At 55.2% G+C, this 16712-nt stretch carries 12 protein-coding genes and 2 pseudogenes; 7 read left to right on the forward strand and 7 right to left on the reverse strand.

The window, feature by feature from the left end; translation table 11 throughout:
• Window positions 1-102: 102 nt before the first annotated feature.
• Window positions 103-1746, reverse strand: coding sequence for a methyl-accepting chemotaxis protein (locus tag HCH_RS05905; protein ID WP_011395254.1), 1644 nt, complete (start codon window positions 1744-1746; stop codon window positions 103-105).
• Window positions 1747-2063: 317 nt separating this feature from the next.
• Here HCH_RS05905 and HCH_RS05910 point away from each other — a divergent pair, with 317 nt between their 5' ends.
• Both HCH_RS05910 and HCH_RS05915 read left to right on the forward strand, forming a co-directional pair.
• Entirely contained in the window at window positions 2064-2402 is a 339-nt protein-coding gene (locus tag HCH_RS05910) for a GFA family protein (RefSeq protein ID WP_011395255.1), read from the forward strand.
• 233 nt (window positions 2403-2635) lie between these two features.
• Window positions 2636-4513 (forward strand): hypothetical protein, encoded by a 1878-nt coding sequence (locus HCH_RS05915; RefSeq protein WP_011395256.1) that lies wholly within the window; start codon window positions 2636-2638, stop codon window positions 4511-4513.
• Window positions 4514-4558: 45 nt separating this feature from the next.
• On the opposite strand, the gene HCH_RS32140 is transcribed toward HCH_RS05915, so the two are convergent.
• Window positions 4559-5875 carry a GGDEF domain-containing protein gene (locus HCH_RS32140; RefSeq protein ID WP_238384972.1) on the reverse strand — a complete coding sequence of 439 codons (1317 nt, stop codon included), beginning with the start codon at window positions 5873-5875 and terminating at the stop codon, window positions 4559-4561.
• Window positions 5876-6089: 214 nt separating this feature from the next.
• Here HCH_RS32140 and HCH_RS05925 point away from each other — a divergent pair, with 214 nt between their 5' ends.
• A complete protein-coding gene (locus HCH_RS05925) occupies window positions 6090-6728 on the forward strand; it encodes a DUF3885 domain-containing protein (protein ID WP_011395258.1) in 639 nt (212 codons plus the stop codon).
• Between the two features lie 15 nt (window positions 6729-6743).
• On the opposite strand, the gene HCH_RS05930 is transcribed toward HCH_RS05925, so the two are convergent.
• On the reverse strand, window positions 6744-7070 hold the full coding sequence (locus tag HCH_RS05930; protein WP_041598453.1) for a hypothetical protein: 327 nt from the start codon (window positions 7068-7070) through the stop codon (window positions 6744-6746).
• A gap of 200 nt (window positions 7071-7270) precedes the next feature.
• On the opposite strand from HCH_RS05930, the gene HCH_RS05935 reads away from it, so the two are divergent.
• A complete protein-coding gene (locus tag HCH_RS05935; protein ID WP_011395260.1) occupies window positions 7271-9277 on the forward strand; it encodes a calcineurin-like phosphoesterase C-terminal domain-containing protein in 2007 nt (668 codons plus the stop codon).
• Window positions 9278-9346: 69 nt separating this feature from the next.
• Here the strand turns inward: HCH_RS05935 and HCH_RS05940 are convergent, their stop codons facing one another.
• From HCH_RS05940 to HCH_RS05950, 3 genes are all read right to left on the reverse strand, one after another.
• Window positions 9347-10021 carry a hypothetical protein gene (locus HCH_RS05940; RefSeq protein ID WP_011395261.1) on the reverse strand — a complete coding sequence of 225 codons (675 nt, stop codon included), beginning with the start codon at window positions 10019-10021 and terminating at the stop codon, window positions 9347-9349.
• 107 nt (window positions 10022-10128) lie between these two features.
• The gene (locus HCH_RS05945) at window positions 10129-13566 is read right to left on the reverse strand and encodes a hypothetical protein (protein WP_011395262.1); all 3438 of its coding nucleotides are present in this window, start codon (window positions 13564-13566) and stop codon (window positions 10129-10131) included.
• 481 nt (window positions 13567-14047) lie between these two features.
• Window positions 14048-14476: a DUF2784 domain-containing protein gene (locus tag HCH_RS05950; protein WP_011395263.1), complete on the reverse strand. Its 429-nt coding sequence runs from the start codon at window positions 14474-14476 to the stop codon at window positions 14048-14050.
• A gap of 100 nt (window positions 14477-14576) precedes the next feature.
• On the opposite strand from HCH_RS05950, the gene HCH_RS33590 reads away from it, so the two are divergent.
• From HCH_RS33590 to HCH_RS35160, 3 genes and pseudogenes are all read left to right on the forward strand, one after another.
• The gene (locus HCH_RS33590) at window positions 14577-14756 is read left to right on the forward strand and encodes a hypothetical protein (protein ID WP_148212492.1); all 180 of its coding nucleotides are present in this window, start codon (window positions 14577-14579) and stop codon (window positions 14754-14756) included.
• Between the two features lie 24 nt (window positions 14757-14780).
• Window positions 14781-15197: a hypothetical protein gene (locus HCH_RS05960; RefSeq protein WP_011395264.1), complete on the forward strand. Its 417-nt coding sequence runs from the start codon at window positions 14781-14783 to the stop codon at window positions 15195-15197.
• Window positions 15198-15290: 93 nt separating this feature from the next.
• Window positions 15291-15496 (forward strand): annotated as a pseudogene (locus tag HCH_RS35160) (IS1380 family transposase); the annotation flags it as partial.
• 274 nt (window positions 15497-15770) lie between these two features.
• Here the strand turns inward: HCH_RS35160 and HCH_RS05965 are convergent.
• A pseudogene (locus HCH_RS05965) lies at window positions 15771-16608 on the reverse strand (IS5 family transposase).
• Window positions 16609-16712 lie beyond the last annotated feature (104 nt).

Raw genomic sequence — 16712 nt, forward strand, 5'->3', positions numbered from 1 at the left:
GAGGCCATAATGGGGACGAAACGCAAACAGGACTAATTGACCTTTTATATGGCGCTGATTAGGAAAGGTGATGATGGTTTGGGCTTGGGGCAGGGCGCTTGCCTAAGGCTTAAAGTGCGCCGCCAGTTCTTTCAGTCTCGCGCCTAACTGATGCAGGTTGCGCACGGTCTCCTCCACCTGGCGAATGCCGCTGACGTTGCCCTGACTGGCTTCCCGGATGCTTTCTATCGCCTGGGCGACCTGATCCATGCCGCTGATTTGTTGCTGGCTGGTGGCGGCGATTTGTATCGCCATTTGACTGGAGGTCGTTGCATTGTCCATTAACGCCTTGATCGCTTCGCCACTGAATTGCGCCCGCTGCGAACCAATCTCCACCGCTTTGTGGCCTTGCTCAGCGACAAGTACGGTTTTGTTCATGGCCTTTTGGATATCCGACAGAATCGCGCGCACCTGTTTGGTCGCTACTTTGGATTGCTCCGCCAGTGACTTGACTTCCTGCGCCACGACGGAGAAGCCTCGCCCAACCTCGCCGGCTTTAACCGCCTCAATCGAGGCGTTCACGCCCAACAGGTTCGATTGCTCCGCCAGATCGTTCACCGCGGCCACCACGTCGCCGATTGTCTGGGTCTGATCACATAACTGAGTGATGCTTTCACCTATGCTTTCCATCTGCATACGGATTTGTTGCATTCCCTGCAGTGCGTCATTCACGGCGGCGTGACCCTCTTTAGCGACTTTGCGAGTCTGCTCGACGCTTTCTACAACCGTTTTGGCTTTACTGCCCGCTATTAGCGCAGTTTGCTTGACCTGCTCAACCGTGGCGGCGATTTCGCTGATGGCGGTGGCGGTGTCCTGACTGCTGGTCACCGCCTGATTGACGGAGCACATGATTTCTTCATTGGCTGTGGAGAGTACTGAAATGACCTCATGCAAATCTTTGCGCAGTCGATTGGCCTTGTCGTCCGCCAACTTGCGCTCGGAGATGTCAAAAATAGTCGCCAGCACCATCGGACCTTCTTCCGAGGCCATGGGATTCAAGCCTATATCCACTGGGAACTCGCTTCCGTCGCGTTTGCGTCCGTACAGCTCGCGACCGGCGCCCATGCTGCGAGTACTGGGGTAGGCGAAAAAAGAATTTATAAAGCTGGCGTGGTGACTGCGAAAGCGATCTGGGATGAGAATCTCAACAGGTTTGCCGACCACTTCGTTCCTGGAATAGCCGAATATTTTTTCCATTTGCGCATTCACCAACGTCACCTCGCCATGTTTGTTAACCACCACGATAGCGTTTGGCGCGGACTCAACGACTTGACGAAAACGCTCCTCGGCGCGTTTGCGTTCAGTGATGTCGACAATACTGGCCAACGCCAGCGTCTTACTTCCCGAGTGTATTGGCGTGAGGCCAATCTCTATGGGGAGCTCCGTACCGTCTTTGCGCATTCCAAACAGGTCGCGCCCGGACCCCATGGCGCGTCGCACGGGATGAGCGAAGAAACTACTGCGTTGTCCGGGATGTGCGCTCCGAAAACGATGGGGAACCAGTATTTCAACAGGCTGACCAAGAAGTTCCTGGCGGGAATAACCAAAGCCCAGTTCAGTCTGCGCGTTCACCATTTGAATAAGCCCGTCCTGGTCGATCAGAACTATGGCGTTGGGGGCGTACTCCACGACGTTGTGTAACGTTTTCCGTTCCGCTTTGCCACGGAACAGGCTCTCCTTGAACTGCTCCCATACGGAGTTCTTCATAAGTATATTCCCAGCGATTGTTCCCATCCTCATAAGCAAGAATAGACAAGATTTGTGGCGGCTGTCGGCATATACGTGATATTGGACTAGGTTTGCGCCGGGATACCGCGAGCCGGATTTTTGGTCGGCCGCATAGACAGCAAAATACCAGTTCTCCGGAAAGTAGCGTCGTCGTCTTGGCCTGCAATGATACGAAACTTCTACCTGGTTATGAATTTACGCTTGTGGGCCAAACGATTTTCACTGAAGCTGCTCTTCTGAACTGGATGTACTCTCAGTTAATTTGCAAAAATGATTGTTTTTCAAAGGATTAGTAAATGGAAATAACTTGCCACTGCGGAAACGTCAAACTATCAATGGCGCGCCCACCGGCTGAAGTCGGAAAGTGCAACTGTTCTATATGTCGGAGATATGCCGCTTTATGGGGATACTACTCGCCCGAAGAGGTAGAGATCGGGTTTGAGAAAGAAAAGTCGGTTTTTTATATATGGGGCGACAGGGAATTGGAGTTCCATCGCTGCAATCTCTGCGGATGCGTCACCCACTATGTCACGACGCCTAAATGCCCGGGGGAAATCGTGGCGATTAATATGAACATGGCGCCTTTGGATGTGCTTGCGACTATCCCGGTGCGTGAAATTCATGGAGCCGATTAATAGATATCTATGAGTACGCAAGGACTGCAGCAGTGTTCTGTCGCATTCTTATCCGACAATTCTCTTTCCCGACGTCGCTTAGCGGCGTCGTCATCCCTGTGTTGCCGCACGTTATTCGGATGACTGTTTTTTGTTTATCAAAAGCGCTTAGGCTCAGAATATAATAGGGCGCATTATTACAAAGAAAAAACTAACTACATCTCCCAAAACATCCCTGATTTAAGGATTAACGAATGGCATTTGATTATGGCTCTATCGACCTGGGGCTGAAAAATCCTTTCAAACTTGAAGGCGCCGTGACGGCGGGCAGCGGCGCGGTTCAGGTTTTGATCGCTTTATATCTTCTTGTGACGGCGGCGAGCGTGGTCAAAGACGACGCCGCTTCAGGCTGGATACTGATGGGCTTTGGCGTGCTCGTTCTGAGCATCGGCGTTATCGCCTTATCTTCCGGCGTTTATGCGATGCTGCGTTATTTTGTCGGGCGTAATCACCCCACTTCGTTAGCGATAAATCAGAGTAAATCCCAGGCCAGTACGGCGCAGGAAGAAAAGACATACGTGGGATATGACCATCGGCAGCTGGAAGAAATGCTGATGGGGCGCAAGAACACCACCTTTGTGGAGCCGAAAGGTTTGCTGGCGCGTTTGATTCACAGTCTTGTTCCCAAGCTGCTGTTTATGCCGTATCCGGTCAGGAATCTGTCGCAACGTCTGTTCGGCGCCTGGATAAACACGGCGGTAATGTTGGTCGCCTACGCGTTTGTCGCGTTTGTGTCGCTGGCTGGTTTTGCCGGCGAGGCTGGCGAGTTGGCCTTTCCCGTGTATACGGCGTTATTGATGGCCTATTTGTTGTTTACCTGGAGAGCAGCAGGAAAACCCCTGGACCGGAAAGCGGAGAAGCAGGTTGAGTCGCTGGGCGGAGGCTCGCTCGCCAAAGTGATTGCGCTCTCGTTCATTATTCCGCTGGTCGTCGGCCTGGCCCTGTCCTGGGGCATGTCGCAGTGGAAGATTTCGCGGGAGGATGTTGAAGGTTGGTTGACGCAACTGCCCGACCTGCATGCGGAGCTCTACATAATCGGCGCATTGCTCGCTGCCGCCGCCAGCAGTGTGATTGTAGTGCTGATGTTGAGTCGGCGTCTGAGTAGCGCTGAGCCTGTCGCTGAAGTCTCTGAGCTGCGGGAAAACTGGCAGGAGTCCGTGCATCCCAAAGAAATTTTCATCAATCTCGATAACCTTGTCATGGCCAACCGCCGTTACAAAGAGGTTCCGAACCGGGTATATCGCGAGCTCGATCCGAAACTCGACGAGCAGGTGGACGGCAAAGGCGGCTTCAGAGGCGAAATGATTCAAGAAGTGCAGCCGAAGGTCAGGGCCTTGGAACTGGGTGAGCTCTTCAAAAAGCTGCGAGCAGCGGCGTTGGTGACGGGAAATCTCCTGTTCATCGCAGCGACTGTGTACACGTTGATGCTGGCGTATGCGTTGGTGGATCTATACGCTTTTACCTCGCAGACCGGCGTCTCGTCCTTGAAAGAGTTATGGGGAACGCCGCGCTTTGAAGAATGGGCGGGGCTGCTGATGAGTTGCGTACATATGTTTCTGATCGGTTTGCTGCTCAAGTCTTTCGCCAAACTGCTCAGTGGCGCGGCGCATTTGTTTTTCGCGGAAATCCAGTTTGAATCGCTGCTTGTTTACTTTAAGTGCGAAGGCACTTTTACCGAGTCGAAAATTTCCACCGGAACCGGCATCCACGACAGCACCCGCTCGGAGAATACCTTGGTGCGTTGCAGCATTACGCCATGGGTGATCGTATCGCGTATCGTCTCAACCACCTTCGCCGCCACCGGAATGAGAAACCTGGAGCATCCCAGGCATATTCTGGAGATGCACCGGGATGACGAGCAGTTGCAGGAAATCAAGCACGACGTGGTGGCCTTCTTGAAAGACAGAGAATCCATCGCCGCGATCACCAGTGCAAGAGATCTGGGCAACGCGTCGCAGATTCATCAGCTTAATCAGCAAACCCGGGCTATTCCTGCCCAGCAAACGCTGGCTCATGATGAGGCGGCGGCTGGCTTTCTCAGACAGGAATCAGAGCGCGACGACCCGCATTAGCGTAAAGCTAAGGCCGCCGCATCGTGGCGGCCTTGATGACTTGCTTCAGTGAGTCTGCGAGCAGCTCAGGCTGCACACTTGATTACGCCCATTGTTCTTGGCCTTGTATAGCAACTCATCCGCCACGGCCAGCATGTGCTCAAAGTGTTCGCCGTTGGTCTCATCACAAATGCCGAAGCTCATGGTGACTTTCATGCCTTCGGCGATGCTATCCCATGGATGCTGTTCAATGGTTTTGCGGATTCTCTCCATCATCTCCATGGCGGCCTGGGGAGAGGTATTGGGGAGCGCCAGCACCATTTCCTCGCCGCCGTAACGGGCCACGATGTCGCTGTTGCGGATACTGTTCATAAGGATCTTCGCCACTTGTTTCAGCACTTCATCGCCCACGACGTGAGAGTAACCATCGTTGATGCGCTTGAAGAAATCGATATCTCCCAGCACCAGACAGAAACCGTTGCCGTAGCGCAGCGCGTTGGCGTGAAGCACTTTGACTTCTTCATTGAAAAAGCGGCGGTTATAAAGCCCGGTGAGTTCGTCGCGAATGCTGAGTTCTTTGAGCTGCTCCGCCTGCTTGGCGATTTTGTTGCGGGAATCCTCCAGGTTTTTGTAAGCCTCGTGCAATTGGGTGTTCATCAGGTTGAACGCCTTCGCCAGAGCGCCGACTTCATCTTCGGATTTGACTGGCACCTGCTGCTTGAACTCACCCTCCGCCATGCGATTCACCGCGGATGTCAGATGGTTAAGCGTGCGCACGAGACGGCTTCCTTCCCAGATCCCAAACGGAATGATGAACACGATCGCTCCCAATGCGGAGAAGAGCAGCGTTTCTCTCAGGGTGTGCAAATAGGCGAGGTCCGCTGTCGAGAGATCCGGCTCGCCGCTGGAAAGCGCGTAGGCCACCAGACGGCCTTTCACCCAGAGCGAGTCAGCGCCTGACAATTCTTCTTCGGTGAGCTTCTGACCAATTTTATAATCCTTGCCTGCGTGCAGAATGTGGCCCTGGGTGTCCGTCAGCACGAACGCGAAGGGCAGTTCCTCCGATGCTTTGGAGCCCGGGCGGCGCCTTGGCGGGGGGAGCCCGGAAAAATAGGGCGCGTCCGCTTGACCCTGTGGCCTCATGTGCGGTGAATTGCGAGGCGTACGATGTAGCTTGCGGTTATTCTCCTCCGCTATGGCGAAACGCAACGCGTCTTTTTCCGTGTCCCAGGAGTTGTTTTCTCGAATATAGCGTTCAATGGCGGCTTGAAAGCGCCCATAATGCGCAACCTTGGCATGCTCGACGAATTCATGCTCCACCATGATGGGCGTCATGATGGCGACGATCATTACGACTAGCAGACTGGTGGAAATAAGAGCCAAAACGAGTTTTGCTTTTAATGAGGTCACGGCGTTATCAGTCAGTGAACGTGGTGGATTATTGTAGCCTTTCCTGAATAGGTGTTCCTGCCTAGTATAGCTCAGCGTGATAACGCCGCTTAGGTGGGGCCGAAAGTATAAGATCGGCGCCGCCTGCGCGGGCTTTCATTTGGGGAAAGAATGGGAAAAGAACGGGAAAAGAAATGGAGGGAAGTGGTTGACTGACTATTTAAAGAATGCGTTTCGGGGACTGGAGTTGAGTCCGCCCTTATTCTACAAGTGGCCCACTGGTATCCGGTTCGAAATTGGGTCGCCGGAGATGGGGGCCTGGATAAATAGGGAAAAAAGAGTTCTGAATAACCATTACTTCGAAAAAGCGCTGCATCGCGCGCTCTCGATCTGTAATGCGGCTTTTTCAGCGACAGATGAAGTGGATGTTGTATACGAGACACTTCGACATCGTCGCCACAAAATAAAAATAAAGAGCCATATCATTCGACAGGTGAGCAGCTCTGGGCATAGAAACGTAATATTTGAGTCAAGAAAGGCGGGCAGCCTTAAGGGGCTACATTGGAAAACTGCGTATGTAACCGGAGCGACCTCCAGTGAGATCAATTACGCAGCAATATTTTTATCAATAGTGAATGCCGATTTCTCCCGACGGAAGCCTTCACTTCGTGGCCGATGTTATTTGGTGAACCGCACCAGAGGAATGGTTTTGCACCTGTATGACGACCGCGGCCTGGACTTAATCGCCACTGAAAAAAGCGCGTTGCGGGAAATCTACACTCGCTATAACGCTTGGATTCTGGCTTATGATAAAGCGAGAATCGATGCGATGTTCTCAGACGAGTAACCTCCAGCTCCAGCGCTAATCCGCCTGCAGCAGTCGTTTGCTCCGTAGCGCGCCGCTTGAGAATTCACACTCACACGCCAACCGAAAGAATGGGGCTTCATGATTTAATATGTCCAGCCTTTCTGGCGAGGCGCCTGATCGCAGCGCAATAAACCCACTCGCCTCGGCGTCACGAATAACAGTTTCCATCAACGCGCCCTGCGGCAGTTCCTCGCAGAATGCCTGCAGTGGATGCTCCAGGCTCCATCTCAGAGCGATCACGGCCCCGATCAATGTGACGATGATCGCAATGGGGATGACTATTTCCTTAATTAACGACAGCAGAAAGCCTGATAATTTCATCGCTCGATCTCGTTCCTCTAACCAGCGCCTTAACCTGCATTTTTGAGCATGCATTTTGGTTATCGTCCAGCTCGTCCGCCGCTAATTTGATCCCTGCAAAATAACTTTTACAAACATGACCTTATAACGTCACTTTGTACTTTTACGATGTACACTCCTTGGCTCAAGACAAAGGAATTCATGCTACAAAAGGAGGCATTGTGAAAACCATAACCCCATTCATTATAGGCGTGAGCGCGGCGTTCGTCGGGCTGGCTGATGCGGCGCCGGCGGGATCGGCGGACGCTTTCAGCGCGTTGGGCGGACGCTCGGAGCTGTACCGGGGCGGAGTGGAAGTGATTCCTTCCGACAACGGTGAGGTCACACGGGAGTTTGCGGAAGGTCGGGTTTTTGAAGATCGTAACCGTAACGGCAAGCTGGACCGCGGGGAGCGTGGATTGCCGCGCGTGCGGGTGTCCAACGGTTATGATGTGGCGCTGACGGATCATCGCGGTTATTACAAGCTACCCGCAAAGTCCCGAGGGCTGAATGAATTCACCCTGTTCGTCACCAAGCCGGCCGGATTCGAATTGCCGGTCAATGAAGACAACGTCCCGCAGTTTTCCTATCACCATATCCCCAACGGTTCCCCAGAGCTGCGCTTTGGCGGGCTGCCGGCCAGCGGACCGCAGCCGAAGGCGGTGAATTTCCCCATGGTGCGCGGTCCCTATAAGAAACGCTTCAAAATTGCGGTATCCGGCGACACACAACCTTATTCCAACAACGAAGTCGGCTATGTGCGGGATTCTCTGGCCGCCGAACTGGCGGCGAGAGAGGATTTGGAACTGGTGATGATTGAAGGCGACATCATTGGCGATGATCTGGGCTTGTATCCTCGCCTGAAGAAAACCCTGAGCGTCGCGGGCGTCCCTGTTTATCTGACGCCGGGTAATCATGATATCGATAATGACGCCACCAGCGACAAGCACAGTCTGGATACGTTCAAACGCGAGTGGGGGCCTGCCTATTATTCCTTCGACGTCGGCGATGTGCATTTTGTCGTGCTGGATAATGTGCGTTATCCCTGTACGCCTGAGTCGGACAACGCCGACGGCAAGCACGGATACTGCGACAACCCGTCGACCGCTCCCACCTATAATGGCGTTATCGACGAAGCGCAGGTGGAATGGCTGACCAACGACATTGCCGCGACCGAGGAACATAAATTGATTGTGCTTAACATGCACATTCCATTGGTGTCGTTTTCGGATATGGGCTCCACCAAGCATCAGACGGACAATGTCGCCTGGTTGTATGAGCTGCTGAAAGGGCGCCCCGCACTGGCGCTGGCGGGGCATACTCATAACCTGGAAAACATCGTCGCCGGAGAGTTCTATCAGGGCTGGGATGACGCCGTCGGCGCCGGTCCCACGCCGATTCCCCATATTATTACCGGCGCTACGGCGGGCTCTTGGTGGTCTGGCGATTTTGACGAGCACAACGCGCCTATGTCCATTCAACGCATGGGGGCGCCCCGTGGATATATGCTGTTTGAGTTCACAGGCTCACAATTCACCAGCACTTTTAAAGCCGCCGGTAAAGGACCGCAGGAGCAAATGTCCGTGGACTTCCTGTCGCCGACTTTCTTGAGTTGGTATCAGATCCTGAAGGAATGGGCGTTGACCCCTGAGGGCTCCCGTTCGCCGACGCCGCCTTTGAATATTAACGACCTGCCGGACACCAGCATACTGACGGCCGCTGACTTCGCGGGCGGCGTCAGCGCGATCATCAATGTCTGGAACGGCTCCAAGGATACGCGGGTGTGGACGCAGATCGACGATCGCCCTCCGGTGGAAGCCGTGCGCACGCAAAGTGGAACCGGTGAGGGCAAGAGCAACAGTCTTGATCCCTTTGCCCTGAAAAAGCAGATGTATGTGTATCGCTACGCCGCCAGGAGCGAGTCAGGAGAGGCGCGGGCGCAGGGCTTTGAGCTGTTTAATGGCGCCCGTTTCGGCGCCGCCGATCCGCAGCCCTCCGGCGCTTCCATGTGGACGGAATCCTCCAACCATATCTGGTCGCTCAATATTCCAGGGGATTTGGCGCAGGGAGCGCATCTGTTGAAGATCCATGTTCGCGACGGCTACGGTCAGGTTTTCACCAGCGTTAAAGCCTTTGAAGTCATGGACGAGCGGCCAGCGCCCTATTTCCGCAAGGAAGTGTTTGAGTAGTCTTATACCAGGCTGTCTACGCCACAGCGGGGGCCAGTCCTCGGCTGTGGCGTACGTTTAGTCGAACCGTTATGCGCGTTGCGCGCCCCGCTTACGCCACCAGCCCATACTCATCCACATCAGGCCGCAGATAATCAGGCTCTGCAATAGGGCGGGCTCAGAAACCACATTCACTCCGCCATTATTCACCGTTGCAGCGATGGGGTTGCCGAGAGAGTCTCCCAGCGCGTTGACGACCACTGAGAAATAACTGAACCCAGGCGACAGGGCGGTAAAACTGAGCGAGGCCAGCAGGAAGGAATTGCTCTGATGGGCGTCCAGGTCCGCAGGAATATCCAGAGACAAGTCGAACAGGTTCAGCTCACCGGGAGCGAGAAGCTCGGCGGACATGGGATTGAGGCCGAGCCCCAGCACATCCAGCTGGCTATCCGAGTCCAGTGCGACGCTGTCTATGACGCCATTGGCGTCTGCGTCCGTAGTGTCGATAGCGACTGCGCCGGGAGCGAAGCTGAGATTCAAATCAAAGGTGGACAACGATGGCGCGCCGCCGGGCGCCAGACCGCTGATAGAAATATCCACGGTAAACAGCTGGCCTGGAAGCACTGTGGAGGTGGATGGCAGAACAGTAATGACCGCGGCTTGGGCCTGCATGCCGCAAAACACCGCTATGGCGAACGTTAATAGAAGCGACGTCAGAACGCTTTTCAACACATGGGCGATAGACATAAACCGAGAAGTAAACATAAAAGCTCTCCCTGTTGGGTTGAGGCCGGAGCTGGCGGCTTGCGCCGCCACTCCGGTTTCCGGTTAGTGCTAGTGAACGAATATAAACGTCAAAACGACGATGGCGCTCAGTGCGTCGCGCAATAAGGTCGGGTGCACAGCAGCCGCAGTTGGCGCGCATCCAGGCTGGTGATCATGCCGTCGCCGTCCAGATCCCTGGGATCGTCGCTGCCTGAAGCCGGCGTGTTGCGGGCGGAGATCACCTCATCCAGATCATCCCGGTCCACATCGCCGTCGCCGTCAATGTCGCCTTTGACGGGGCCGGAATAGCCCTCGAACTCGCTGGCGGCGTAGCCTTTGGTCGCCGCGACATTGCTGGCCACCAGATTGCCGCCGCTGGAGCCGTACATCAGCAGGCCGCGCACATAGTAAGGACCGGCGACGCCATTCTGACCAATGGGAAGCCCGGCGAAATTGAATTCAATCTCCGCGTCCCCTTTGAGGAGGGAGCCGGTTTTTGAATTGAAGCCGATTTCGGCGCCTTTGACGTCCACCAGTCTTGCGCTCCAGGTGTACACGTCGGATCGGGCCAGAGAGACGCCAACCTTGACCCGGAGCAAGTCATAAAGACCATTGCCGTTGTTGTCGACGCCCGCGTCGCTGGAGGCGCCTGTCAGTACGATAGCGCCGGGCGTTGAGATAGGCTCGAAATCGCTATGACTGTAAGTCCTGGTGGCGTCTCTGTGAGCGGCCTGATCGACAATTTTCAGCGTATCCGGATGGCGCAACGTGACTCTGACGAAATAGGGACCGTCCAATTGCAATTGGTTGATTTCAGGACCGGAGAAGTTCAACGTGATGGTTTGTTCGCCGCGGCTGAACGTCTTGACTTCATCCATAAAGACCGCCAAGGGACCAGCGGCGTTACTCAGCGCCGCCGACACCAGAAAAGTTCCCGAGGCTCTGAGTTCTGCGTTGAACTGAACTTTCAATTGCTCGAACAGTCCGTTGCCATTGGTGTCTACGCCCTGGTCGGAGAGACTTCCGGTGATATCCAGCAGTCCCTCAAACTCACCATGGTGATAAGCCTGGGTCAGCGCGCCTATATCCGCCTGACGTTCTCCGTCTGCATTGAACAGACCGACCACCAGCTCGTAGGGACCATCTTCGCCGGAACGGAATATGGTGGAGCCGAGGAAGCGCAGGGACAAGCTGTGGGCGCCGCTGTCCAGGGCGAAGCGCTCCGTCGTGTTGGCGACGGTTTTTCCAGCCTTCATCAGGGTTCCTTGCAGGATGTATTCGCCCGCTGTGGCGACTTTCGCCTGCACGACAGCCTCAAGGTAGTCGTAGCGGGCGTCGCTGTCGGTATCCACTGCGGTATCGGTCATATCAGTCAGATAGGAGCCTTTTTCGCCGAATTGAGCGTAGGCGTACGCGGGAGTCGGCAGCATGGCCTGCACCGGCGTAGAGCCTTCCGCAAAGGCGATTACTTTGACGTCATAGGGGCCGTTTTTACCGGCGCGCAGGATCTGTTCGCCGGAAAACTTCAGCTCGGCGGTATATGTTCCCGGTGCGTCGCCAATAGTGTCCTGGGTAAACTTCATCGACTCGAACTCAGGCATATTGGCGATCACTTCGCCGTCTTTGTGCAATGTCGCCATCACCAGATAAACGCCCGCGCGTTTGATATCCACGCGCACATTGGCGATGAGCGCTTCATAGGCTCCATCGCTGTTGGAGTCCGGCGTCACGTACTCGACGTCGCCGGGGATACTGAGGTCGGGCTCTATCATCATCACTCCCTGATCGTTGCTGGCTGAGGCGAGCAAGGCGAACGGCGCCGGCGCTTTGTACTTGAAGTCGCCCCAGGAGTCGTAAGAGTTGGCGCCGGGCACCGGATATACCTTGGCCCCTTCGAAAGTTTCCAGATAGCCGCCATCCGCGTCGTAGTCGACCGCGCCGTTATGATTCCAGAGGATGAACTCATTCACGGCGGAGTAAATGCCGTTGAAGGTGGCGTCATAGTAATCCGGGAACAGGAACCCGCGTTTGCGCAGGCTGTGGCTGGAGAACTCATATTTGTCATAAGGTCCGCCCGCGAAGGGCCTGGCGCTGCCGGTAAAAGCGGGGTCAAGGGATGGCGCGCCGGTGGTGACGAATCCATTGCCGCGCCCGTCTGTCCGCACTGCGCTGAGGCCGCCGATTCCCAGCGTGGCCGCCATGTTCTCAAACACATCGCTGAATACATAGCAGTCGGAGTAGTCGCAAGTGATCGGGTCGGCGCTGAGCTGGGTCCAATGGCACTTGGCGACGGAGCCGAAGCTGTAGCCGTAGCGCCAGTTCAAGCCGCCGTAGGCGTAACCGCCGCTGAGCAAATGCTCAAGTACGTCGGCCTCGTCAATCAGGCCGCTGGCCCAGTCAGTGGCGTTTTGGTACCAGGAGATGCGGGGGGCGCCGGCGGTTATCGGCGTGGTTTTGGTGACAAAGAGCTTGCGAGTGATGGTGGGTAATGCGTCGCCATCCACTTTGTATTCGAACTCGACATCATAGCTGCCGATGACGTCCGGCATAGTCAGCGTCATGTCGCCTTCCGGCCCCGACCAGACTTCCGTTCCGTGCAAGGCCGTACCGACGATGCTCCATGACGCCTCTACTTCCGCATCCGATGGCAGGCTGCCTGTCGGACAAGCGTCCAGGCGGGTGCGTATTTTAACCTCGCCGGAGCCGAACCAACCGGACTCCGCCGGACCTGAAAACGGATAATCGTCTTTCGGACCGATCACTTCCGTCAGGTTGCAACTGGCGTCGGCGGTTTGTTGGTAGATGACGTCAATCAAATCGTTGGAGGCGAGATTATTGACGCGCACCGGGTTGGAATCCGTCGGCTCCAGCGTCAGCGCAACTTTCGGCTCTACCGGCAATATCAGCGCCACCCAGTCGATAGCGGTGCACCAGCGGCCAGTACTGAGCGTATCGACATTGATTTGAATGCGATTGGCGCGCGGGGCAGGGGGAGAGCCGGGCGCGGGCGGCGCCGGGAATTTAATGTTATCGATACTCACCGTGAAGGTGCTTAACTTCCAGACGTTGTTGTCGCCAGTCAACACCCCCAGACTGGTTCCGTTGAAAACGACCTCGTCCCGCTCAGGAGGCGGTGAGCCGTTATAATCCACGTCGTAGCCGGGCATGATGATGTCCACAGTGGCGGGAATAACGCCCTGGGCGATCAGGGGGGCGGAGTCAAGCAGATAGCCGTCTCCGTCAACCGGCCCGACAGAGACGTCAATCATCACGTCGATAATGAGCGGGTGCTCCGGGCTGGTATTGAACGTACATCCCGTATCCAGTCCTGGACCGTCGTCGGCGAAGAAACTGTCAGTGTCCGGAGGATCGAACGGTGAGCTGCGGGTCAACAACATCGAGGGGGCGGAGAGCCCGTTCGGCGTGGGCCATACGTCGCCATCCTCTTGTGCGAAGGATGTCTGGATTAACAGACAGCCAATCAAAAATACAAAAAAATGAGCTGCAATATACAGGAAGGAAACCGTGCGCTTTTTGTCCACCATATATCCCTTCTCCTTGGTAGATCTTATCGGAGCAGCGCCTGGGTACAGCGAGCGGCGCCCTGATTTTTATAATCACGTACTTCCACTGCTAGTGTGATGAACTATGACCAGCAGCAAGTCTCAAGCCAGTCAGGGTTATGGCCTTTATAAATCGAGTAATTGTCATCTTTTGCTGTGTCGTGGATCAGAGCAGGTTGTAAAGTAATCTGACGTGACTGTCTGGAAATCCGAATTCTGGGAAAGTTCCCAAATGCATGATGGGGGCGCTTCTCAAGCGCGAGAAGAGGAAATAACCAGAGTCAGGGGGAGGCGCCAATTATCCTGACGCCAGATTTGGCTTTATTAATATGGCAATGATATGGGCATGTTAATAATCAGGCGCATGGATGCGCCTGCGCGGCGGCTAGCCGCGGGAGACAGGGCTTGCCATGTGCAGGCCCTGTCGTTTCCGACAAATAGAAGGAAGTATTTGTCTGCCTGATTAATAGTGACGGCTCTGTGGCGAATGGGCTTTCCTTCCAGGAGGAAAATATACCCAGGAGGCCACCACCGCCAAGCCGAACAGGGAGTAAGCCAGGGTGAAGGCCCAGGACGGGGCGTCATAGAAGAGCAGGCGTTGAAACCAGTACTCTATAAAACCGCCGCTGTATGCGCCGATATTGGCTTGCTCCCGCAACCATACTTCCAGGGTGGTGAGCGGGCAGGCGATACCTAGCCAGGATTCCGCCACAACGATTGCAATCGCCGCCAGATGAGCGATTCGGAACCACCAGCCGTTTACCCAACTCCAGTGTCGCCAATTGCCGATAAGAATCAGAACCAGACCTGCGATAACAAAGGTAGCCACAAACACATGCAGCACCAGCACTGCGTCGGCGAGTAATTGATAAAGCTCTGATTGAGTAGGCATTAATGAATACCTGAATCCGTGGCCCTGTCAGTAATATAACCTTTAACACACTGAATATTATGGCAAAATATCCCCGTCGTCCATTCGCCCAGTAAGCGCCATGTCCCGAATTCATCTACGCTCCAGCCACAAGAACCTGACCAGCCATGTCGGCTTGGCCTTCCGCAAACTGCTCAAAGTGGAGAAGGCGCCCAGTAGCGAGTGGTACGGCAACGTTTTGAGCAATTGGCCGAGCAAGGCTTGTCCGAGCATCTGGTCGGGTCTAGTGTGGAGTTGCTGAAGAGGGACTGAGGCTCCGGTCAGCATGGAATCGGGGGCCGCGGTCGGTTATGTGCGCCTGGATATAGACACCTTTGTGATGGAAACAGCGATACCCGCAAATAAGGCGTGTCACGCACCTGTCAGCAAGTGGATGGTTACACGCCGATCGCCGCCTATCTGGGGAGTGAAGGCTGGTGTCAGGGGCTGGATGCGTCCGGGCAAGCAACACAGCATGAAGGACAGCGATGGGTTTTTACGGCGAGTGTTGCCGCGGGCTCAGGCGCTGACCACAGAGCCCCTGCTGATTTGGCAAGTCAGTGGCTTCTGCAACCAGAAGTATCTTTGGGCGCTACGCCAGCAACGTGAACAGGCGCGAGCGGATGGATATGTCGTCAAAGGGAATCCCCGTAGCGAAGGCCGGGATATGGCCTTTTGTGTCCAATTGGCGGAAGGACAATGACGAGAGGTCCGCGAGGGTAAGCGGGAAGCCTTTTGGGTGGAATATGTGGAATGTCGGCATGATGGGGACAGCTGGGTAGAACGGCGAGTCATTAGTGAGATTAAAAGTGATCTGTATCTGGAGCGATTATCTTCGGACAAGTTTGCGGTAAACGACTTGGTGTTACGGCTGGCGATGTTGGCATATAGCTCTCTACGTCTGCTGGGGCAACTGGGGATGACCGGGACGTTGAGTCCGGTCCGACACCCGGCGGAACGGCGCTGTTTGAAGACGTGTTACAGGAATTCATGTACTGGGCGAACTGAACCAAAGCGCCTGGCTGTGGATTGGAAGCTTTCATAATGGTACAGATACACTTGAGGCGTGCGCCTCGGGATAGAAATGAATTTAAAGCAGAAGGATGCAACGAAAGAGTCGACGAAGATGGCCGAGGGGCCCCTGTCCGGGCAGCTGAAAATGCCCCAATATGAGCCGGTTTTGAGCGATGCTAATGGAGCTAAAGCCGCGGTGAGATAGGGAAGTTGGCTTGGTGCTGATCGAAAATCAGAGCGCTAGAAGCTGTTATTAACCCACTCAATTCATAGACACCCCTGAAGCCGCCAATGCCTTCATCGCCGTCGGTAGCATCAGGCACACGAATGCAATGAAGTGAAAGCCCGCCAGTACGGTCGACAGACGCTCATAATCCCGGCTCAACCGCCGAAAGCGCGCCATCCAGCCAAAGCTGCGTTCCACCACCCAACGCCGCGGCAGCAAAATAAAGCCCTTCTTCGCCTCAGTGTGCTTGACCTCCTCTAACCGAATGCCATGCTGTTCGGCTTGCCGGGCCGCCGATTCGCCGGTATAGCCTTGATCGACGAAGGCCACTTCCACCGACTCGCCCGTCACTTTCTGCACCTGCTCAGCCAGAGCCGCCACCTGATCCTGGTCCTGCTCGTTAGCAGGTGGGATCCGCAACGCCAGCAACTGCCCCAGCGTATCGACCGCCAGATGCACTTTTGAACCCTTGCGGCGCTTGGCGCCATCGTAACCGGCGCGCGCCCCGCTTTCCGGTGTCGACTGTAAAGTCCGGCTGTCGAGGATCATGGCGCTGGGCTGGGCTGGGCTGGGCGTTGCGTTTGTCAGCAATCCGGATCAACTCGCGCAAATCATGCAACAAGGCTTCAAACACGCCCGCTTCAATCCAGCGGCGGGTTTGCTGGTATACGACCTGCCAGGGCGGCAGGTCGTGCGGCATCTGGCGCCAGAGCAAACCGCCCCGGGCAATATAACGAAGGGCGTTAAAGACCTCGCGCAAGTCGTGCACGCGGTGCGCGGAAGATTCGGGCATCAGCGCCAGATAGGGCGCTACAAAAGCCCATTCTTCATCGCTGACATTGGTTGGATAAGGTTTTCGAGTGATCGTCTGCATCCACAAATGATAACCGAATCAACCGCTCATGATAGCCACTGCGTGGCAAGACGATCGAAAATATTCGAGTGTTCAGAAATTGTTCGGGTTAATAACAGCCTCCA

This window comes from Hahella chejuensis KCTC 2396 (assembly GCF_000012985.1).
In the GTDB taxonomy this organism is placed as follows: Bacteria; Pseudomonadota; Gammaproteobacteria; order Pseudomonadales; family Oleiphilaceae; genus Hahella; species Hahella chejuensis.

What these genes read in the sequence shown, in the direction of transcription:
- HCH_RS05905 (WP_011395254.1), bottom strand. Translation starts at nt 1,746, where the DNA reads ATGAAGAACTCCGTATGGGAGCAGTTCAAGGAGAGCCTGTTCCGTGGC.
- HCH_RS05910 (WP_011395255.1), top strand. Translation starts at nt 2,064, where the DNA reads ATGGAAATAACTTGCCACTGCGGAAACGTCAAACTATCAATGGCGCGC.
- HCH_RS05915 (WP_011395256.1), top strand. Translation starts at nt 2,636, where the DNA reads ATGGCATTTGATTATGGCTCTATCGACCTGGGGCTGAAAAATCCTTTC.
- HCH_RS05930 (WP_041598453.1), bottom strand. Translation starts at nt 7,070, where the DNA reads ATGAAATTATCAGGCTTTCTGCTGTCGTTAATTAAGGAAATAGTCATC.
- HCH_RS05940 (WP_011395261.1), bottom strand. Translation starts at nt 10,021, where the DNA reads ATGTTTACTTCTCGGTTTATGTCTATCGCCCATGTGTTGAAAAGCGTT.
- HCH_RS05945 (WP_011395262.1), bottom strand. Translation starts at nt 13,566, where the DNA reads ATGGTGGACAAAAAGCGCACGGTTTCCTTCCTGTATATTGCAGCTCAT.
- HCH_RS05950 (WP_011395263.1), bottom strand. Translation starts at nt 14,476, where the DNA reads ATGCCTACTCAATCAGAGCTTTATCAATTACTCGCCGACGCAGTGCTG.
- HCH_RS33590 (WP_148212492.1), top strand. Translation starts at nt 14,577, where the DNA reads ATGTCCCGAATTCATCTACGCTCCAGCCACAAGAACCTGACCAGCCAT.
- HCH_RS05960 (WP_011395264.1), top strand. Translation starts at nt 14,781, where the DNA reads ATGGAATCGGGGGCCGCGGTCGGTTATGTGCGCCTGGATATAGACACC.